The sequence below is a fragment of the Rhodoferax lithotrophicus genome (assembly GCF_019973615.1).
Lineage (GTDB): Bacteria > Pseudomonadota > Gammaproteobacteria > Burkholderiales > Burkholderiaceae_C > Rhodoferax > Rhodoferax lithotrophicus.
In genome coordinates this window covers 1912400-1932836 of sequence record NZ_AP024238.1, presented here as the reverse complement: position 1 = coordinate 1932836, position 20437 = coordinate 1912400, and the positions used below count along the sequence as shown (strand labels likewise).

Here is a 20437-nt window from a genome sequence, read left to right as displayed (position 1 = left end):
CCAAGGCGGGCTTGTGACATGCAGGAGTCCGTCGCCCAGGGGCTGGGCTCCTGCAGCCAGGAAGCCTTCCACGGTTGTTTCATGTTCTGAACAGCCGCATGGGCAAGGGCGCAAAACCATGGTTCAAGGGACCGCTGCCCTGCCCGGTTTGAACGCTGGCCCCGGCCTGCAAGGCTTGGCGCACGAATTCACGCGCTTGTTGCACCGCATCCGGCAAGCTGGCTCCCAGCGCCAGATAGGCGGCAATGGCGCTGGACAGCGTGCACCCCGTGCCATGGGTGTTGGCGGTGTGAATACGCGGGGCGTGCATCCACAGGGGTTCGCGCCCAGGCATCAGCAGCAAGTCCGTCACCACCTCCCCAGCCAGATGCCCGCCTTTAAGCAGCACCGCGCGTGCACCACACGCCAGCAGCTCGGCCGCGGCCAGTGCCATGTCTTGCGGGGTATGTAATGGCCGCCCGACCAACAGGGCCGCTTCGTCCAGATTGGGGGTAATCAGTGTGGCACGTGGAAACAGCTCGGTCACCAGCACCGCAATGGCCGGGTCGTCAATCAACTTGGCCCCGCTGGTGGCCACCATCACCGGGTCAAACACCACCCGTTGCAGTTGATGGCGGTCAATGGCCTGCGCCACGGTGCGCACAATGTCCGGCGCATGCAACATGCCCACCTTGACCGCATCCGCGCCAATGTCTTCCAGCACCGCGTCCATCTGGTCGCGCAACATCTCTGGCGGCACGGCGTGAATGGCCCGCACGCCGCAGGTGTTTTGCGCGGTGAGCGCGGTGATGGCTGTCATGCCAAAACAGCCCAGGGCAGAAAAAGTTTTCAGGTCAGCCTGGATGCCAGCGCCACCGCCGCTGTCGGAGCCAGCGATGCTGAGCACCCGGGGATAATGATGAGTTAGTTCAATAGTCATAGCAGCTCACGCTTATTTGACAAGCACTAGAGGCCTGAATCGTTTATAAATTTCACAAAAAGGCATTCACACAGGTTCGCAAAGCCTGGGCGGCAAGGCAAGGGTCGTCGGCCGAGCAGATCGCGCTGACCACCGCCAGACCGTCGGCCCCAGCCGTCAGCACCTCTGCGGCGTTGCCCAGATGAATGCCGCCAATCGCCACCAATGGCAAAGGGGTCATGGCACGCACCTGGCACAAACCTTCCAGACCCCAAGGGGTGGCCGTGTCGGTTTTGGTGGGGGTGGCAAACACCGGGCTGACTCCCAGATAGTCCACCGGCAAGTGGGCCGCACGTTGCACATCGTCCGGGGTTTCGACCGACCAGCCGATGAACACCTCGGGCGGCAGCAGTTGCCTGGCAAGTGCCACCGGCATGTCAGACTGGCCCAAATGGACACCTTGCGCACCACAAGCCAGCGCCACGTCGAGCCGGTCGTTGATCACCAACGGCACACCCAAAGGTTTCAGCACCTCAGTCAACGCACAAGCCAGGGCCACAAAGTCACGCGTGCTGGCGGTTTTTTCGCGCAGTTGCACACAGGTCACACCCCCCTGCACGGCTTGCAACACCACATCGGTCAAGGTGCGGCCGCGCAAGGCCTGCGGGTCGGTCACCAGGTACAGGCGCAGCAGCTGAGCCAGGCGGGAGGTGCTCAAGATGCCGTCACCGACAGCTTCAGGCTGCGCTCAAAGGTGGCTTGATCCAGCAACTGCAACTGATCCAGCAGCGCCATTTGCATGCTGCCCACGCCTTGGCCACGGGCCTGCACCTCCAATGCGGCAAGCTCACCCACCACGCCCAGATAAGCCATGGCCGCCAGCGTGGCGCGCCAGGCATCGGGCTGGACGGCGCAAAACGCACCAATCAGAGCCGTGGCCGAGCAGCCCACGCCAGTGATACGTGTCATCCACTCATGACCATTGGACAGACTGGCATGGCGGCCCTGGGCATCCAGCACATGATCCACCGGGCCACTGACACACACCACACCGCCCGTGCGTCGGGCCAAATCCCGGGCGTAATGCAAGGAATCAGCCACCTCCGCACCACTGTCCACACCACGGGTCTGGGCTGCACTGCCGGCCACACTCATGATTTCCGAGGCATTGCCCCGGATCACGCTGGGCATGGCCACCGCCAGAAGTTTTTCAATACTCTTGTTTCTATAGCTTGTTGCGCCCGCCCCTACTGGATCAAGCACGGTTTTGACGCCCCTTTGGCTGGCCACCTGCAGCGCCTGGCACATGCTGTCAATCCAGTAAGGCTCCAGCGTGCCAATGTTGAGCACCAGCGCTTGGGCCATGGCGGCCATGTCTGCCACCTCTTCATGCGCGTGGGCCATCACCGGCGCAGCGCCCATGGCCAGCAGTACATTGGCATTGAAGTTCATCACCACGAAGTTGGTAATGTTGTGCACCAAGGGATGTTGTGCGCGAACCGATTGCACATCGGCCCAAAGATCGGTGGGAGTCAGTAAATTGGCCATGTCAGATTCCGTTGAGGTGATCCGGGACGGCCAGGCACCCATGTGCATGCTTTCCTACGCTGGCATGACCCAGATCAGGTTCCAAGAGTATTTCTCAGCCACCCGACCGGGTGGCACCTCTAGCGCGGCGGATTATGACGCATCCCGTCTGGGTGCCGCGTGACCACAGACCGCGTCGCCCTCAATCCACAGCCTGTGCCAGTGCCCAAGCCACATGCTCGCGCACCAGCGCACTTGGGTGATCGACACGGCTTTGCAAGGCTGCCCGCCAGGCGGCTCGGTTGTCTTGCTCCGTCTGGCTGGTCAAGCCATTCACGGCACACAAGGCATTGCCCAACGCCACCGCGATGTTGCGTAGCCAGCGCTCATGGCCGATGCGGCGAATCGGGCTGCCTTCGGTGCGGCGCAAAAACTCGTCCTCGCTCCAGGCCAGCAGGTGAACCAGCGACTGACCAACCAGGCCTGGGCGGGCATCAAAGTCCGGCAAGTGGCTGGTTTGAGCAAACTTGTTCCAGGGACACACCAGCTGGCAGTCGTCACAGCCGTAAATGTGATTGCCGATCAGCGGGCGCAGGTCTAGCGGAATCGGCCCGGCATGCTCAATCGTCAGGTAAGAGATGCAACGCCGCGCATCCAGCCGGTAAGGCGCAACAATGGCCTGGGTCGGGCACACGTCGATACAGGCCTGGCAGCGGCCACAGTGCGCCGCCACCGGCTCGGATGCGGGCAGCGTCATGTCGACAAAAATCTCACCCAGAAAAAACATCGACCCGGCCTCGCGGCTGAGCAGCAACGTGTGTTTGCCGCGCCAGCCCTGGCCACTGCGACTGGCCAGTTCGGCCTCCAGTACCGGTGCCGAATCGGTGAACACGCGGTAGCCCATCGGCCCCAACTCGGCGGCTATTTTGTCGCTGAGTTTTTGCAAGCGTGCGCGCATCACCTTGTGGTAGTCACGCCCACGTGCGTACACCGACACGATAGCCTCAGAGGGGTGCTTGAGCCGATCAAGTTCAACACGTTGCCAGCCTGCTGATGTTTGGCCAGGCAGATAATCCATGCGGGCGGTAATGACACTGAGTGTGCCGGGCACCAGCTCTGCCGGGCGTGCGCGCTTGAGGCCATGCGCAGCCATGAAGTGCATGTCGCCGTGAAATCCGGCAGCCAGCCAAGCCGATAATCCGGGTTCTGCAGAACTCAAATCGACCTCAGCCACACCAATTTGAGAAAATCCCAGTGCCCTGCCCCATTCCTGAATGCTGGAGACCCATTGACTGCCACTGATTTGTCCGGTGCTGATGTTCACCTGCCCATTGTAAAAAGCCTGAACTGGCCCCATGAAACTTCTTGCCAACAGTTTGCCAGTGCGTTGGCAACACTGCCTGAGTTGCGTCGGGCCTACATTGAACTCCAGGGCGACCTGGGTGCGGGCAAAACCACGCTGGTCCGTTATCTGCTGCGCGCTCTGGGTGTACAAGGGCGGGTGAAAAGCCCCACCTATGCCGTGGTGGAACCTTATGAATTGCCTGGGATAAACGTGTGGCACTTTGACTTTTACCGCTTCTCAGACCCCCGCGAATGGACGGATGCAGGGTTTCGTGACATCTTTGCCAGCCCAGGCCTGAAGATCGCCGAATGGCCGGACAAGGCCGCTGGCTGTGTGCCTCAAGCCGATCTGGTGCTGCAATTGATGGTGCTGGACGACGATGCCCGCCAGGTGCAATTGACGGCGCAAACACCACTCGGGGCGCAGTTGCTCAGCGGGTTGCACCAACGCATCTGGAACGAGACCGCCACATGAAGCGCCGCACACTGCTGCAGTCAGGCACCTTGGTTTTGTGGCTAGGCGAACATCAACTGGCACAAGCCGGCACCATTCTGGCGGTGCGGGTATGGCCAGCACCAGAGTATTCGCGCGTCACCATCGAATCCGACACCCAGCTCACCTTCACGCAAACCTTTGTGCCCAACCCGCCGCGCCTGGCGGTGGATGTGCGTGGTATTGACCTGAATCCGGCTTTGAAAGAACTGGTGGCCAAAGTTGGCCCCACGGACCCGACCATCAACGGCATTCGGGTCGGCCAGTTTGGCCCTGGCGTGGTGCGCCTGGTGGTGGACTTGAAGCAAACCATCACACCACAAGTCTTCACCCTGCCGCCGGTAGCGGCCTACCACCATCGGCTGGTGTTTGATCTGTATCCCACCCAGGTGGCAGACCCGCTGGAATCCCTGATTGCCGAGCGGCTCAAGGAAGTGCATACACCTGTCGCGCAACCCAGCGATCTCTTGGGTGACCTGATTGCCCAAAAAACGCAAACACTACCCCCCGCCCAACCGTCAAGCAGACCGGTCAACCCCACCAGCTTACCCCGAGAAACTACAAATACTGTAGCTAGCAGCGAAACAGGAACGGGCGATACAGGGCAAAAAACCTTAAGACGATCGCCCGGTGCCTATCTGTCGGAACCCACACCGTCGGCGACCGACAGGCTGATCATCATCGCCCTGGATGCCGGTCACGGTGGTGAAGACCCCGGTGCCGTTGGCCCGGGCGGCACACGCGAAAAAGACGTGGTGCTGAAACTGGCCCACCGCATGCGTGAACGCATCAACGCCACATCCGTCAATGGCAACGCCATGCGTGCTTATCTGACACGTGATGCCGACTTTTTTGTGCCCCTGAGCGTGCGGGTGGACAAAGCGCGCCGGGTACAAGCTGACCTGTTCATCAGCCTGCATGCCGATGCTTTTTTCACCCCCAACCCCCAAGGGGCCAGCGTGTTTGCGCTCAGCCAGAGTGGTGCCTCCAGCACGGCAGCGCGCTGGATGGCGGCCAAGGAAAACCAGGCCGATCAGATTGGCGGATTAAACGTCAAGGCCAAGGACGCACAGGTCAAACGTGCCCTGCTCGACATGAGCACCACCGCCCAGATCAAAGACAGTCTGCAGCTAGGCAACGCCATGCTGGGCGAAATTGGCCGGGTTGGCAAGTTGCATAAACCACGGGTAGAACAGGCCGGGTTTGCGGTCTTGAAAGCACCCGATATCCCCAGCGTGTTGGTGGAAGCCGCCTTCATCAGCAACCCGGAAGAAGAAGCCAAGCTCAACAGCGATGCTTTTCTGGATCAACTCTCCGATGCGCTGATGCGCGGCATTGAGCGCTATTTCTCCAAAAACCCGCCACTGGCGCGCAACCGAACCACATGAGGGGCTGCGTCGGGAGCCAAAAACTCAGGACAACAGAAAGTTTGGAGGAGACTCCGCCAGCAGTTCCTTCCCGCCCCCGGTTTCATCCTTCAGCTCCACCCCGGACAACTGCCTCTGCTGCGCTTGCGCCAGCAGGTAGTGCAGCTTGTAGGCCGCGTCTTCATAGCGCAGGCCCGCCGGGCGCACGTTGGAGATGCAGTTGCGGCTGACATCCGTCAGACCCACACGGGGCATCCAGGTCAGGTACAGGCCCATGCTGTCGGGCGAACTCAAACCTGGGCGCTCGCCAATCAGCACCACCACGGCTTTGGCACCCAGCAGCTCGGCCACCTCGTCGCCAATGGCGACCCGGCCCTGCTCGACGATGCAGATCGGGGCGATGGACCAGTGTTCGGGCGCGATGCGCTCTTGCAGCTGCGTCAAAAAAGGCGCGACGTTTTGCTCGATGGCCAGGGCGGACAAGCCATCGACCACCACCAAAGCCAGGTCGTAGGGGCGCTCTGAAGGCGACGCGCTGGCCGGGCGCGGCAAGGCGTTCAGGCGCTCGCGTGAGGCCTCATCCAGCTTGCGCCCCAAGTCCGGGCGTTGCAGGTAGACGCTGCGGTCGGCGGCGGCGCTGTGCAGCGTGAGGCAAGGTGCGGCGGGGTTGGGCAACGCGGCATCCAGCGTCTGCGCCAGTGTGGCCGCGTCCAGCGCCAGGTGCACCGCGTCGCGAGCCTGGGCGTGGGCCAGTTGAAAGTCCAGGTGGGCCTGGGTGGGCAGGCTGACACCGGCACGGCCCAGCGCAATGCGGGCATCGGTGAACTGGCGCAGCGCAGCCCAGGGGTTGGCGGTGACGGGGTTGGTGGGTTGGTTCATCACACGGCGGGTTTAATTCAGGCGAAACAGCGCTTTCTGGAAGGCGGTGGGCAGCGCGGCATTGAGGCGGAACTGCTCGTCGGTGCTGAAGATGTGCATCTTTTGCAGCCAGGCCTCAAACTCAGGCGCAGGCTTGTGGCCCAACACGCGGCGCACATAGAGCGCGTCGTGGAACGAGGTGGTCTGGTAGTTGAGCATGATGTCGTCCGAGCCCGGAATGCCCATGACGAAGTTGCAGCCGGCCACGCCCAACAGGGTCAGCAGCACGTCCATGTCGTTCTGGTCGGCTTCGGCGTGGTTGGTGTAACACACGTCGCAGCCCATCGGCAGGCCCAGCAGTTTGGCGCAGAAGTGGTCTTCCAGCCCGGCGCGGATGATCTGTTTGCCGTCAAACAAATACTCCGGCCCGATGAAACCCACCACGGTGTTGACCAGCAGTGGCTTGAACTGCCGCGCCACCGCGTAGGCCCGCGCCTCGCAGGTTTGCTGGTCCAGACCATGGTGGGCGTTGGCCGACAGGGCACTGCCCTGGCCGGTCTCGAAGTACATCACGTTGTCGCCCACCGTGCCACGCTTCAGCGACAAGGCGGCGCTGCGCGCCTCGCCCAGCAGCGCCAGGCTCACACCGAAGCTGCGGTTGGTGGCCTCGGTGCCGCCAATGGACTGGAACACCAGGTCCACCGGCGCGCCACGGTGGATGGCTTCGATGGTGTTGGTCACATGGGTGAGCACGCAGGACTGGGTGGGAATCTCGTATTGATGAATGATGTCGCTCATCATCGTCACCAGCTTGATGACTTGCGGCACGTTGTCGGTGGCCGGGTTGATGCCAATCACCGCGTCACCACTGCCGTAGAGCAGGCCGTCGAGCAGGCTGGCGGCAATGCCGGTGGCATCGTCGGTGGGGTGGTTGGGTTGCAGGCGCGTGGCCATGCGGCCAGGCAGGCCAATGGTGTTGCGAAACTTTGTCACCACGCTGCATTTTTGGGCCACCAGAATCAAATCCTGGTTGCGCATGATTTTGCAAACGGCTGCGGCCATTTCAGGGGTGATGCCCGGGGCCAGGGCCGTCAGCACCGCGCTGTCAACCTCATCGCCCAGCAGCCAGTTGCGAAAGTCGCCCACCGTCAGGTGGCTGACGGGGGCAAAGGCCTGGGCATCGTGGCTGTCGATGATCAGGCGGGTGATTTCATCGTCTTCATACGGCACCAAGGCTTGCGTCAGAAAGGTTTTGAGCGGCACCTCGGCCAATGCCATTTGCGCCGCTGCACGCTCCTGCGCACTGTGGGCGGCCACACCAGCCAGCAGGTCGCCCGAGCGTGCTGGCGTGGCCTTGGCCATCAGGTCCTTCAAATCGCAAAAGCTGTAGGTGTTGGCTCCAACGCGATGAGTGTACTGATGGTTTTGCACGGTCATGATGTCAGGTGGGGTCAGCAGCCATGGCGTTCATGGCAATGGCGTTGGTGCGGTGGTGGCTGGTCAACAGGAAGTAGCCGTAACCAAGTGCCAAAAAGCCCAGGAAAATTCCGAAAATCAGGGCGTTGTAATAAATCATTGTAGCCATGCAAACCCCTGCGCCCAGGAGTGCAAACGCCGGGAACAACGGGTAAAACGGCGCACGGAAGGGGCGCACCATGTTGGGTGCCGTGCGGCGCAGTTGGAACAAGCTGAGCATGCTGATGATGTACATCAGGATCGCACCAAACACCGACATGGTGACAATGTTGGCGGTCAGGGTGTTGCCACCAATCTTGATCAACTCGTCGCTGTAAATGGCGGCAATACCAATAGCCCCCCCGGCCAGAATGGCGCGGTGCGGGGTTTTGAAACGGGGGTGTAATTTGGCGAAGAACGGCGGCAGGTAGCCTTCACGCGACAGGGCATAAATCTGGCGTGAGTAGCCCAGAATGATGCCGTGGAACGAGGCCACCAGACCAAACAGGCCCAGCCACACCAGCATGTGTAACCAGCCGCTGTTTTCGCCGACGATCATCTTCATGGCCTGGGGCAGCGGGTCGTTGATGTTGGACAGCTTGGTCCAGTCACCAGCACCACCGGCAAACACCATCACACCAATGGCCAACACCACCAGGGTCAGGATGCCGGTGATGTAGGCCACGGGAATCGAGCGCTTGGGGTCTTTGGCTTCTTCCGCAGCCATGGCCACGCCTTCAATCGCCAGGAAGAACCAGATGGCAAACGGAATGGCGGCAAACATGCCAGGAATGGAGGCCAGGCTGAAGCTGTCCTGCCCGGACCAGCCACCCTTGGTGAAGTTGGCCATGGAGAAACCCGGTGACACCACCCCCATGAACACCAGCAGCTCGAAAATGGCCAGCAGGGTCACAGCCAGTTCAAAGGTGGCGGCAATCTGCACCCCAACGATATTGAGCGTCATGAACACCAGGTAGGCTCCGAGCGCGGCCAGCTTGGGATCCAGCGCCGGGAACTGTACGTTCAGGTAAGCGCCAATGGCCAGCGCAATGGCGGGTGGCGCAAACACAAACTCAATCAAGGTGGCGGCGCCAGCCAGGTAGCCACCCACCGGACCAAAGGCGCGCTTGCTGTAGGCAAATGGGCCACCGGCGTGAGGGATGGAGGTGGTCAGCTCGGTAAAGCTGAAGATAAAGGTGGCGTACATCGCCGCGATAAAGATCGAGGTGATGGTGAAGCCCAGCGTGCCAGCCGAGGCCCAGCCGAAGCTCCAGCCAAAGTATTCACCAGAGATCACCAGGCCCACGGCAATGCCCCAGAGTTGCAGGGTGCTGAGCACCGGTTTGAGCACATGGGTGCCGCTGTGGTGAGAAGGGTCCAACGGATTCATCTGAATTCTCCAATCAAGTGCAAAGGGTTGCGGGATTTAACAAGAAGGGTTTGGGCATGGGAGTTGCTTGCCTTGATCTTTATCCAGAGCGGCTTTTTTGCGTTATCAAATTTCGGCAAAGTTTTTTTTGACACGGGTTAACCCGCTTGCCACCTTCGATATGCAAGGGCTCCAATCCACCCAAACCGAATCATGAGGATGCACACCATGGCACCAGCCTCTTCTTGCCACGCCACATCTATGGCCTTTGATGCGCCATTTGTGGGCAACACGCACCAGATTCGCACGGTCGAAGCCTTTGATGCCGACGAGCATGCCCACAACCTCACCGATTGGGAACAAAGTTACGACCAGATCACACGCGGGCGTTTTCACGGCACGCTGGCGGAGCTGCAACTGCCCCAGATGCAGGTGTTTCGCGAATGCACCAGCCAGGCGGTGCGCCAGTCATGTTGCGTCTGGCCGGATGCCTTCTGGTTTGGCCTGCCCGAGCAGTCTGACCAGACCCGCATCAACGGGCGGCTGGCGGGCGCGCACGCCATCATGGTGCGCCCGGGTGACTGCGAGTTTGAGCTGGTAACCCCGCCGGACTACGCCATCTATGGCATCGTGATCCGCCGGAACGCCTTGTTGCAAGCTGCAGAACTGAGCGGCAGCCGGATCGACTGGGCACAACTGGCCTGTGCCGAGGTCATACACGTGGACAACAACTCACGCACGTCCTTGCTACAGACGCTGGCCGGCTTGCTGCAAAACGACGGTGGCTGCACCGACCCTGATTTGCGCCAGCAGGTCCTGCTCAATACCCTGCTCGCCCTGCTGGATACCAGTGCGGTGGACGGCGCGGTCAGCAGCAGCTTTCAGCGCCGCCAGCGCATCGTGGCCAAAGCGCGTGATCTGGTGTTGGCACACCATGACCAGGCTATCACCGTGCCCAAGTTGTGTGAACAGCTGTTTGTCAGCCGTCGCACCTTGCAATATTGTTTTGAGGACGTGCTGGGCATGAGCCCCATGCAGTACCTGCGGCTGATCCGCCTCAATGGTGCGCGCCGCCATTTGCGACAAGCCTCAGCCAAGTCCCTGACGGTGCAGGACGTAGCCGCCGATTGGGGTTTCTGGCATTTCAGTCAGTTCTCCAGCGACTACCGCAAGCTGTTTGGACAAAGCCCGTCGCAGTCCATGCTGACGAAAACTCATTGAGCACTACCCCCACACACCACATCATCCACACGTTCATGGTGAAGACCTGGCACAGGTGATGACACTCGAGCAGGTTCAGGTATCCATGCCCGGATCAGGCCTCACTCGGAAATGTTCAAACCAGATTCCTTGTGGCAAGCACCACAATCACTCAGAGACTTGAGCTTGCCTTTCATCCAGAGACGAATGGCGCTGCGGTGTTTGCCCACAAAACGGTCGCTGGTGGTGATGCGCGGCACCTCGCTACGGCTGCCAAACAAGCGGTTGCTGGCGGCATTCTGTTTCAGGTATTCCGAAATTTCCGCTCTGGTTTGGGCATCCACACTGGCATCCACACCAAAATGTTTGTCCAGGTTCGACATCAGATCCAGCCAATCATCGGAGGACAACAACCCGGGTGGAAAAGCCATGTGACAAGCGCCGCACTCCGAGCGCCAGAGCGCGTTGTCCTGAGCAGGTTGCCATACGTTGTCATGCGCACCACTGGCCATGCTGCACGTTAACCACAGCACCCCGATACCAAGCTTTTTTATCGAATACCCATTCATCTTTGTTTGATGGTGTCAGTGTCCTGCGCTTTTTTACGCAGTCAGCATGGCCTTACTTTTGTGGCGGTGGCAATGACGCCATGTAGTCCGCCACGGCTTCCAGATCACTGGCGGTATAAGGCTTGATGACCTTGACCATGTCAGGATTTGAATTGCGACGATCTCCATCACGGATGAACGTGGCTTCACGCAGCAAATACCGGTAGTGCTGGGCAGCCACCATTGGGAAAAATTTGGGCGCGCTGCCCTGCCCCTTGGCACCATGACAGTCAGCACAGTCTCTGTCATACAGCTCCTTGCCTTTGGTGATCAACGTACCAGGCCCTTTGCCGTTGGCAATTGCAATGGGTAAACCATTCAGGTAAACCGCTACGTCGGCAATTTGGTAGGCATCAAGCACGTGATCCCCAATAAAGGGCTCCATCTTGGGGTTGCTGCGCTGCCCGGAGCGGATATCGGCAATCTGCTTCATCAGCACGGTGGCGTGCTGGCCAGACAGGCGCGGGTACGCACCACTGGTGCGCCCTGAGGCATCGACTCGGTGGCAACCAACACACTGCTCGAACGCAGCCTCACCACGAGCGGCATCCGCCTTGGCATCCAGCGCAATTTTGAGTTCACCTTTGATCTCGTTCCAGACCGGGGTCTGCGCCAAAGCAGATGCAGCCCCTACGGAACCCAATATCAGCACTGCCAGTAATTTATTCATGAGTTTTCTACCTGCTTTTGAAATTTATTTTGTGCCAAGGCTTGCCAGATAGGCAGAAACGGCATCGATTTCCTCTTCGGTCATCCGCTTGCCCACCACACGCATGAAACGGCTGACATCGTTGGAACGTTCGCCACTGGTAAAGTTTTTCAACTGCTGGGTGATATAGATGGCATGTTGCCCACCGATACGTGGATAAATCAGATGCCCTGCGCCCTGTGCCTGGTGACAGCCCACACACGCTGGCAAGCCAGTGTCTTCGTTGCCATCAAAAAACACCAACTTGCCGAAGTCAGCCAGCTTTTTGTCCTCGGTCTCACTCGCTTTCATTTTCTGACCCGCAAAATGAGTGGCCAGTGGCAAGAAATCTTCTGGTCGAAGAGCCGCCACGATGGGACCCATGATGTCGCTCTTGCGTCGCCCGGCCTGAAAATCACGCAGCTGCTTGACGATGTAGGTCTCTTGTAATCCGGCAATCTTGGGAAACATGGGCACCACACTGTTGCCATCTTCACCATGACAACCGGCACACACATTCTTGGCGACAGAAGCGGCATCCTGAGCCGCAGCGGGTTCAGAACAGGCCACACCCAGCGCAAAAATGACACCCAAGCCGCGCAAAGCCAGAACCAGTTTGTGCTTGTAGCTATTGATTGGACAAATCATTGATCAGCTCCTTAGGGTAAGCGTGGCTTACAACTTGTATTGAATGAAGAAACCAATCACATTGGCACGGTAACCCATCGATCCACTGTCAAGCTGTGTGGCACCCAGGTCGTAATTGGTCACAGCGTTATGCACCACACCGTCATAGTGCCAATCTGTCACGCCACCCAACTCAATGCGGTCATACAGGCGGATGGACAGTCGCTTGCTCACGGGAATCAGCAAGTTCAGGCTCAAGGTTTGCTGAACAAAGGTCATGCTAGGGAGCGCACTGCCTGCAATCAAAGCGGCTGCAGCTTGTGTTGCGGGCACCGCACTTAACGCCGTACTGCCAAAGGTATAGCCAATATCGGTCGTGCTGGATGAATAGGTGTAGTCCACACCAAATTGCATCGCGCCGATCTTGGTCTGGAAGCCCAGTCCAATGACATTGTTGCGGTCATCGCTGTTCATTTTCCAGGCGGAGGTGTAAGGACGTGCACCATCCAGACCCGTTGTCGTGTCTGAACAAGCCACGTACCCCAAGGCAGCAACATTGGGCAAGGTACAAGCGTTCACACCGGCAACCCCCGAATTGAGTTTCATGGATTTGCTGCCGCGCTGGTAGCCATACGAGGCATAAATGTTGCTGCCTGATACAGGTTGGTAATTGGCCTCCAGCGATACCGAGTCCTGCTTGTCACTTTCCAGCCCATAGAAAGAATTCGGGTACTTGATGTCTTTCATCTGTACCGCCAGACCCAAATCCAGATCCTCGCGGGCTTGGTAATTCAGGCGCAGGTTGAAAATATTCTGGTCACGGTCTGCTTGATCGTATTTGCGGAAATAGTAGGAGTAGCGATTAAAAAGCCCTGCCGCCAGGGCCACGTAACCCGCGTACTTGGGATCAGCAGGATTAACCGCCAAAGCCTGTGCGGCAGCGACCTGCTCTGCCGGTGTCAAGCCCGGTAACCAGGTACCCAGATCTTCCCAGGTGCGGTAGCGGTATTCGCTGCCACGTTTGTTGTCCACCTCATAAGAGGTACGCAGGGTGGCATCACCCCAACCACGATTGACATAACCGAGCTTGAACTTGTCTTCCCAGGTCTTGTCGCGCTCGCGGAAATTACGGTTGAATTCCTCACGCTCCAGCGCCGCATTGATGCTGCTGGTGTTGCTCAGGTCGTAATCACCAGACAGGCCATAGTTCAACTGTTGGGTTGACCGTGCCTGACCGTTGACAGGAATATTCGAACCGTTGTTAAACACCAGATTGAACTGGCAGGTATTGGTCAAGGCATTGGCCGTGAATCCTGGTGGGATATAGCAGTCCCCAGCGGTTTTGGGAAGCGTTCCTGGCTGCAGACCCACAATGGCTTCAAATGCCCCATTACCATCATTGGGGCCACGACCAAACTGCCCGGTCAACGGGTTGTAGGCCATGTAGCCACCTTTGTTGGCCGAGTCGTAATAGCGCAAAGTGCCTTTCATGCTCAGCGCATCCACCGGTTTAACGGACAAACCCAAGTCCAACAAGGCCGTGTCGATGCGTTGCTTGCTGGTGGTTTGACTCAATGCCGTCTGCGGGTCAATCCAGTTATTGATATTGAGGGTGCCCGCCGCATAACCGAGATTGGCCACGGTGCCCAGAATATTGGTTGCCAAGGCCGGGTTGTAATACCCGTTGGCCTGCAAATTCCTGAGTTGGGCCGCTGATATGGGGGCCAACAAGGCATCATCTTGCTGGCTGGTTCCAAATGACAGGGCTGCGTTGAAACGCCCATGCAGGAAATCAGGCATGGATCTGGCAAATTCACCCTTCAGGTTAAATGCATTGTTGTCAGGGTACAGGTCAAACGTAGCCGTTTGTATGGCGGCATAGGGCCCGGCCACCCCTGTACCTGCAGCATTAACACCTGGTGACAACAAGGGGTACTGAACGTTGAGCGTACTTATGTTGTTGCGAAACAGGGATGCCGAGAAACGCAGATTGGCCTGTGTCAGCCGGTCCGCATACTGGATACCGGCCAGAAAATCATGGGTGGTGTAATCAATGGGCTCTGCAATCTCGGTGGACAGATTATTGCCCTGAGTGAACGAGAAGGGACGTGAACCTTGACGCGCCTCCTGGGTGTAACTGAAATAGCCTTTCCAGTTATCGGTGATGGTCTTGTCGAAACGACCACCCCCCTTTTTCCGCACCAAACTCAGCTCACTGTCGGGTGTCGCCGCCAGCTTGTTGCTGATCGCCAACGCCATATTGGACTGTAATGGCCCGGCAACAACAACACCAGCAGCATTCGCCACACCTCCGATGCCATTGATGGCACCTGATGCTGCCGCATTGGAGTATGTTTTGGTGACACCCAGTGCGTCGGTATATTTCCAGCAAGGGGCTGCTGCAGTACAAGTAGATGCCGCCCCAACGTAATTGGCTGCACCTGCGGCAAAAGTGCCGGTGGTCACAGCAACGGGTGCCGCAAGCCCGGTGGTCAAGTTACCGGTTCCTTCACCATTCATCAGCAAGCGCCAATTTGTTGAAAAGACGTGCTGTGTTTCGTTGTAGAACAGCTTCATCTTCCAGTCGTTGTAGCGACCAAACTGCATGCCGTAAAACTGATCAGCCTGACCTGTTCCGCCACCAAAGGCAGACATGTAATTGCCGGTATCCGCCTTGTCAGCCTCAATATTGAAGTAGTTGAGGTAGCCGCCGTTCTTCAAATCTTTGTATTTGCGAAACAATGCATTTTTGGTGTCGCCATTGCCACCCAGGGCCCCACCCTCCACACCACCGGTGTATTGCCAACCACCCTCTGTTTGGTTGGGTTCGGTTTCCACGTCATAGGGCACACCATACAACTGTCCAGTCGGTGAGCGGCGCACGGTGTCATAACCACCGTCTGCCATGGGCCGGGGAATGGCCGAGCGACCTGGCGGGTTGAGGTCATTGCCGTTGGCCATATCAACCCCAACGGCGGAGTCGGCAAAAGCGGCACCAGAACCCCACTGGGCCAGTGCCACACCGATGCTGACGGCAAGCATTTTCATGCGAGGACGTGGGCTCATGTGAGTACTCCGAGAAATAGTGAACTGAGTCATGGGATGGTTCTCGTATCTGGTTAGCGGGTGAAGCGAGCGCCAGACGGGCTGTTGCTACCGTGGATCATGGAGTGACAGTTCTGGCATGACCGCCCGGTCATGCGTCTGGATTGCGTGAAACCAGCTGCCGCATTGTTCGGGTCTGTTGGCAGTGCAGAAGCGCCCAACGTGTTGTTACCCCACACCTGATGGCCCATCGTGCCGGTCGTGCTGTGGCATGAGGCACACAGAAACGGCCGTGTCTGGACCAGCAACTTGTCCGCATTGGAGCCATGGGGCGCATGGCAATTCATGCAGTTCTCACGCACCGGGGCGTGCTCCCAGATAAAGGGGCCGCGTTTTTCGGCATGGCAGGTGTAGCAAAGCTCGTTCAGGTTGTCCGCCTTGAGCAGCTTCTTGCTGGTACTGCCATGCGGGTTATGACAGTCCACGCAAGTCATCTTGCCTTCAGGCACCGGCATGTGGGACTTTTTGCGAAATTCAGCACGTTGCTGCTGATGGCAGCTTTGGCAGGTTTCGGTAATGCCTGCTTTTTTCATCAAACCGGTGGCCGAAAACCGCGCCATGGGGTTGTGACAGTCGGAGCAACCCAGCTTGTTGGTCGCGTGGATGGAACCTGGCCAGTTGATACGCTGACCGCCAGCATGGCAACTCAGGCACTGACCTGTCTGACGCTCAATCGGCGTATTCCACTCTTTGGAGAAGCCAACAATCAGATCCTTGTTTTTGGTGTCTGCCACGTGCAGCGAACCGTTGCCATGACAAGCCTCACACACCGACTTTTCCGTATCGTTACGTGGATTCTCGCGAAACACTTTGGCGTGCTGGGTGTGACCAAAGAGACTCTTCTCGGTGTCATGGCAGACCGCGCAACGTTTTTCGCCCACCATACGTGCATTGGCCATGGGGTCCGTATCAGCCAGCGCGAAGCCAGCAGGTAACAGACTACACACCCATGCCGTCAACACGATGGTGCACAGTCTGCGCCACATTAGAGAAAATTGAATTGCCATGCGTGAAACACCTCTTGCTTGCTAGACTTACCGACCTGAACATCAGTCGCCCAGATAGCGATAGATGCGTAAAACCTGTAAACAAATGTAAATATTCAGGTCATCACGAAACTTAAGAACGTGAACCCAAACTTAAAAACAAATCCCATTTCTAAGAAATCCTCCTAAATACGGGCGGTTTATTCGGGAAAGTCCTAAGCATTTATTTCGGAACCATTACAAAGTTGAAACATCCATGCGTATCCTGATCGTTGAAGACCACGCCTTGATGGGTGCCGGTTTGCGCAGTTCACTCGGCCGGTCCGGCTTCGATCCCACCTGGGTCAAAGATGGTGAAGCCGCACTCAATCTCTTGAAAACCGAGGACTTTCTGGCCATGGTGCTGGACATCAGCCTACCTGGAATGAACGGTCTGGAGGTCCTGGAAATCCTGCGCTCTCGTGGTAACCGCATGCCGGTGCTGGTACTCACCGCACGCGACACCACCAATGACAAAGTCCTCAGCCTGGACACTGGTGCCGACGATTTTTTGGTCAAAACCACCGACATGGAAGAGTTGATTGCCCGACTACGCGCACTCATTCGACGTTCCGGGCGCGGTGGTCGCCACACCGTGGGTGAACTGACGATGGACGTGGATGCACGCAGCGTCATGAAAAATGGGGTCTTGCTCAACCTCTCCAAACGGGAATTTGACGTGTTGCGCGTGCTCATGGAGGGTGCCGGCAACGTCATCACCCGCAACCAGCTGGAACGCGCCCTGTACGGCTGGAACAGCCAGGTCGAAAGCAACACGGTGGAAGTCCACATTCACAACCTGCGCGCCAAAATCGGGGCCAAAAACCTCAAAACCATGCGCGGCATTGGCTACACCCTACTCAGGAACGCCCCTTGATCACAGGCAAGCATTTATCGCTGAGCCGCCGTTTGCTGATTGGACTGGTTATCGTCAGCTTTGCTTATTGGGCGGTGGTGATCGTGTTAAGCATCCGGGACAACGCCGATGAGTTGAACGAGCTTTACGACATTCATCTGTCACACTCGGCTCTGGCATTGTTGCGCGTGACCAGTCCCAATGCCAATCAACCCGTGGCAGGGGATGGCACAGCGGGATCACCCACGGTGGATCAAATCTTCGACCAATGGCCAGACTTGCCTAAACGAACCTCCACACCCGCCGTCCCCAGTGATGTTACGGGTCCACCTGCCAAAGCCTTTGTGGTGTCCAAAAATGTGGAATATGGCAAGCGTCTGATCTACCAGGCCTGGCGCAATGATGGCCATTTGCTCTATCGCTCGGTCAATGCTCCCAACTGGGCCATGACCGATCAACTCGGTTTCTCAGACACCCTTGATGCGAACAACCAAGGCTGGCGGCACTACAGCATCTGGGATCGGAAGCACCAGGTACATGTCATCGTGTCAGAGCCTCACAAGGTGCGCAGCCAACAGGTCAACAGCATCACCCTGAACTCCATCAGCCCGATTGCGTTGGGGTTGCCCATCCTGATCTGGTTGCTTTGGTTTTCAATCAAGAGAGGGTTGATTCCCCTGAAAACCCTGAGTCAGGAAATTGCATCCCGAAAACCGGACAGCCTGACCTTGCTCGATGAAAGCAAAACCCCAAAAGAGATTCGTCCGATTGTCCTGGCCTTGAACCACTTGCTGCAACGCATGGCCCAGGCACTGGAAAGTGAACGCCGCTTTACCGACAACGCCGCCCATGAGTTGCGCACACCGCTGGCCGCCATTCAAGCCCAGCTGTCTGCGGTGAAAGTAGCCCAGACCGAAACCGAACGCCTGTTAGCCATCGGTCAATTGCAGTTTGGCATTGAGAAAAGCATCCGGCTGGTGGGGCAAATGCTGACTCTGGCGCGGCTTGATCCTGAGCAGAGCTTGCCAGATGCCGCACCCCTTGATATGGGCGATGTCACCCAGGCCACCTGTGCCGAACTGGCCCCCTTGACCCTGCCACGTGACCAAACCATTGAACTCAGCGTAGAACCCCATTTGCCACCACTCGTCGGCAATGCTGACATGCTGGCTATCTTGCTGCGCAACCTGCTTGACAACGCCATCCGCTACACCCCAAGCGGCGGGCACATCAACATTGATGTGTGTCGCACCCCAGCGGGATTACAACTGACGGTTTCCGATGACGGCCCGGGTATTCCTGCCGAACAGCGCGAACGTGTGTTTGAACGCTTCTACCGCCTTGCCAAGCAGGAGCAACCCGGCACCGGCCTTGGCCTGGCGATTTGCCGGCGCATTGCGCAGCTCCATGACGCGCAGATCGTCCTCACCGAGGGCCCAGGCAAACGAGGGGTCAGTGCCATCGTCACTTTCGCGTTGTCCAGCAGTCATTCCCACACCGCCGATGAATGCCACTAAGCCCAAACAACTGCTGAACTTGCTTGCTGCTATGCTCAGCTTTTTCACCTCCCCTCACACACCATGAAAAAATTATTCGCCATCGGCCTGCTCGTTGCGGCATCCGTCACCCCCCTCACTTGGGCCGCTGCGGATGCGCCCATGGCTAACTCGGTGGTCTCCGGTGAAGTGCTGGAAACCAAAGACGTTGACGGTTACACCTACTTGCGCCTGAAGACCAAAGACGGTGAAACCTGGGCCGCCGTGAACACCACCAGCGTGAAAAGAGGAGCCAAGGTAACCATCGAAAACGCCATGGTGATGAACAACTTTGAAAGCAAAACGCTGAAGAAAACCTTCCCCAGCATCGTGTTTGGCAACCTTGCAGGCACCACAACCGGCGGCAAAGAGACCATGGCTGCACATGGCAACCAGGTCAAGCCGGTGGACACCAGCCCGATCAAAGTGGCCAAAGCCAGCGGTGCGAATGCCTACACCGTGGCCGAGGTGGTGACCAAGGCCACAACGTTGAAAGACAAACCGGTGCAGGTGAACGGCAAAGTGGTCAAGGTCAACAACGGCATCATGGGTAAAAACTGGGTGCACCTGCGTGACGGCACAGGCTCCGAGAGCAACGCCAGCAACGACATCCTGGTCACCACCAACACTTCAGCCAAACTGGGTGACATGGTCACGGCCTCCGGCACGGTACGCAACGACAAGGATTTTGGTGCCGGCTACAGCTACAAAGTACTGATCGAGGAAGCTACCCTGAAAGCTATCAATAAATGAGCTACTAGCGCTTTATTGATAAGCACTAGAGGCCTATTTTCTTCTTAAAAATAAAGAATCAGCCCCAAGCCACGCACAAATCTGCATGGTGACGCGCCTGCGCAATTCGCACGGCGTTGGGCTCATCGGTGTGGGCGATCCAGGCCAGTGCCGCCTCACGCGTACGGCCAAACTGTATGTGGCGTGCCAGCAGGCGTGCATGGCGCACATCGGCAGGCACGTCCAGGTACCAGATCTCATCGCTCAAGCCCCGCACCTGTGACCAGGGTGCGTCGTCCAGCAACAGGTAATTACCCTCCACAACGATCAGCGGTGTGCTGTGCTGCACGGCAATGGCACCGGCCACGGCTTCGTCGATCTCGCGCCGAAACTCAGGCGCGTACACCGCCGCATCACCAGGTTGTTGCGCTTGGATACGCGCCAGCAAGCTAACGAATCCGGCCGCATCAAAGGTGTCTGGTGCACCTTTGCGGGCGCGCCGCCCCAGGCGCTCAAGTTCGCTGTTGGCCAGGTGGAAACCGTCCATCGGCACTACCTGTACAGCATCACCAAACCTGGTCAGCAAAGCTTGCGCCAGGGTGGACTTCCCTGCGCCGGGTGGAGCCACCAGGCCCAAAATGGTGCGGCGGCCGCTGGACAGCAGTTGGGTGATGCGCTGGTGGCAGATTTCAGGCATATCCAGGTTGTGATGAATCGTCATGATCGGTCGTTGGAATGATTGGGGTTGGG

Annotated in this window: 19 protein-coding genes and 1 riboswitch; of the genes, 6 read left to right on the top strand and 13 right to left on the bottom strand. The window is 58.2% G+C overall.

The window, feature by feature from the left end; all coding sequences use genetic code 11:
- Nucleotides 1-79: 79 nt before the first annotated feature.
- The 4 genes from thiD to queG form a co-directional block, all read right to left on the bottom strand.
- Nucleotides 80-919, bottom strand: coding sequence for a bifunctional hydroxymethylpyrimidine kinase/phosphomethylpyrimidine kinase (gene thiD / locus LDN84_RS08920; protein ID WP_223911363.1), 840 nt, complete (start codon nt 917-919; stop codon nt 80-82).
- A gap of 52 nt (nt 920-971) precedes the next feature.
- Complete coding sequence (gene thiE / locus LDN84_RS08915) at nt 972-1616, bottom strand: thiamine phosphate synthase (RefSeq protein WP_223911360.1); 645 nt, start codon at nt 1614-1616, stop codon at nt 972-974.
- Nucleotides 1613-2446, bottom strand: a complete 834-nt coding sequence (gene thiM / locus LDN84_RS08910; protein WP_223911357.1) for a hydroxyethylthiazole kinase — start codon at nt 2444-2446, stop codon at nt 1613-1615. Before thiM ends, thiE begins: the two co-directional genes overlap by 4 nt.
- A gap of 34 nt (nt 2447-2480) precedes the next feature.
- Nucleotides 2481-2577: riboswitch (TPP riboswitch) on the bottom strand.
- 50 nt (nt 2578-2627) lie between these two features.
- Nucleotides 2628-3701 carry a tRNA epoxyqueuosine(34) reductase QueG gene (queG, locus tag LDN84_RS08905; RefSeq protein ID WP_223912880.1) on the bottom strand — a complete coding sequence of 358 codons (1074 nt, stop codon included), beginning with the start codon at nt 3699-3701 and terminating at the stop codon, nt 2628-2630.
- 12 nt (nt 3702-3713) lie between these two features.
- On the opposite strand from queG, the gene tsaE reads away from it, so the two are divergent.
- Nucleotides 3714-4244, top strand: a complete 531-nt coding sequence (gene tsaE, locus LDN84_RS08900; protein ID WP_435405927.1) for a tRNA (adenosine(37)-N6)-threonylcarbamoyltransferase complex ATPase subunit type 1 TsaE — start codon at nt 3714-3716, stop codon at nt 4242-4244.
- On the top strand, nt 4241-5650 hold the full coding sequence (locus tag LDN84_RS08895) for an N-acetylmuramoyl-L-alanine amidase (protein WP_223911354.1): 1410 nt from the start codon (nt 4241-4243) through the stop codon (nt 5648-5650). The genes tsaE and LDN84_RS08895 overlap by 4 nt, the downstream gene beginning before the upstream one ends.
- A gap of 24 nt (nt 5651-5674) precedes the next feature.
- On the opposite strand, the gene eutC is transcribed toward LDN84_RS08895, so the two are convergent.
- Genes eutC through eat form a run of 3 tightly spaced genes read right to left on the bottom strand, consistent with a single transcriptional unit; the run spans nt 5675 to nt 9332 of the window.
- Nucleotides 5675-6508, bottom strand: coding sequence for an ethanolamine ammonia-lyase subunit EutC (eutC, locus tag LDN84_RS08890; protein ID WP_223911351.1), 834 nt, complete (start codon nt 6506-6508; stop codon nt 5675-5677).
- A gap of 12 nt (nt 6509-6520) precedes the next feature.
- Nucleotides 6521-7924 (bottom strand): ethanolamine ammonia-lyase subunit EutB, encoded by a 1404-nt coding sequence (locus LDN84_RS08885; RefSeq protein ID WP_223911348.1) that lies wholly within the window; start codon nt 7922-7924, stop codon nt 6521-6523.
- A 4-nt stretch (nt 7925-7928) separates the two neighbouring features.
- The gene (gene eat, locus LDN84_RS08880) at nt 7929-9332 is read right to left on the bottom strand and encodes an ethanolamine permease (protein WP_223911346.1); all 1404 of its coding nucleotides are present in this window, start codon (nt 9330-9332) and stop codon (nt 7929-7931) included.
- A gap of 207 nt (nt 9333-9539) precedes the next feature.
- On the opposite strand from eat, the gene LDN84_RS08875 reads away from it, so the two are divergent.
- Nucleotides 9540-10532, top strand: a complete 993-nt coding sequence (locus LDN84_RS08875) for a helix-turn-helix domain-containing protein (RefSeq protein WP_223911344.1) — start codon at nt 9540-9542, stop codon at nt 10530-10532.
- A gap of 101 nt (nt 10533-10633) precedes the next feature.
- Here the strand turns inward: LDN84_RS08875 and LDN84_RS08870 are convergent, their stop codons facing one another.
- The 5 genes from LDN84_RS08870 to LDN84_RS08850 form a co-directional block, all read right to left on the bottom strand.
- Nucleotides 10634-11023, bottom strand: coding sequence for a diheme cytochrome c (locus LDN84_RS08870; protein ID WP_223912869.1), 390 nt, complete (start codon nt 11021-11023; stop codon nt 10634-10636).
- A gap of 109 nt (nt 11024-11132) precedes the next feature.
- Nucleotides 11133-11789 carry a c-type cytochrome gene (locus tag LDN84_RS08865; RefSeq protein ID WP_223911342.1) on the bottom strand — a complete coding sequence of 219 codons (657 nt, stop codon included), beginning with the start codon at nt 11787-11789 and terminating at the stop codon, nt 11133-11135.
- Nucleotides 11790-11813: 24 nt separating this feature from the next.
- Complete coding sequence (locus LDN84_RS08860; protein WP_223911340.1) at nt 11814-12455, bottom strand: c-type cytochrome; 642 nt, start codon at nt 12453-12455, stop codon at nt 11814-11816.
- Between the two features lie 27 nt (nt 12456-12482).
- Complete coding sequence (locus LDN84_RS08855; protein WP_223911338.1) at nt 12483-15500, bottom strand: MtrB/PioB family outer membrane beta-barrel protein; 3018 nt, start codon at nt 15498-15500, stop codon at nt 12483-12485.
- Between the two features lie 53 nt (nt 15501-15553).
- Nucleotides 15554-16546: a DmsE family decaheme c-type cytochrome gene (locus tag LDN84_RS08850; RefSeq protein WP_223911335.1), complete on the bottom strand. Its 993-nt coding sequence runs from the start codon at nt 16544-16546 to the stop codon at nt 15554-15556.
- A gap of 235 nt (nt 16547-16781) precedes the next feature.
- On the opposite strand from LDN84_RS08850, the gene LDN84_RS08845 reads away from it, so the two are divergent.
- The 3 genes from LDN84_RS08845 (at nt 16782) to LDN84_RS08835 (ending at nt 19708) form a co-directional block, all read left to right on the top strand.
- On the top strand, nt 16782-17441 hold the full coding sequence (locus LDN84_RS08845) for a response regulator transcription factor (protein WP_223911332.1): 660 nt from the start codon (nt 16782-16784) through the stop codon (nt 17439-17441).
- Nucleotides 17438-18937: an ATP-binding protein gene (locus tag LDN84_RS08840; protein ID WP_223911329.1), complete on the top strand. Its 1500-nt coding sequence runs from the start codon at nt 17438-17440 to the stop codon at nt 18935-18937. The genes LDN84_RS08845 and LDN84_RS08840 overlap by 4 nt, the downstream gene beginning before the upstream one ends.
- Nucleotides 18938-19000: 63 nt before the next feature.
- Nucleotides 19001-19708, top strand: coding sequence for a nucleotide-binding protein (locus LDN84_RS08835; RefSeq protein WP_223911327.1), 708 nt, complete (start codon nt 19001-19003; stop codon nt 19706-19708).
- 58 nt (nt 19709-19766) lie between these two features.
- Here the strand turns inward: LDN84_RS08835 and LDN84_RS08830 are convergent, their stop codons facing one another.
- On the bottom strand, nt 19767-20408 hold the full coding sequence (locus LDN84_RS08830; protein WP_223911325.1) for a nucleoside/nucleotide kinase family protein: 642 nt from the start codon (nt 20406-20408) through the stop codon (nt 19767-19769).
- Between the last annotated feature and the right edge of the window lie 29 nt (nt 20409-20437).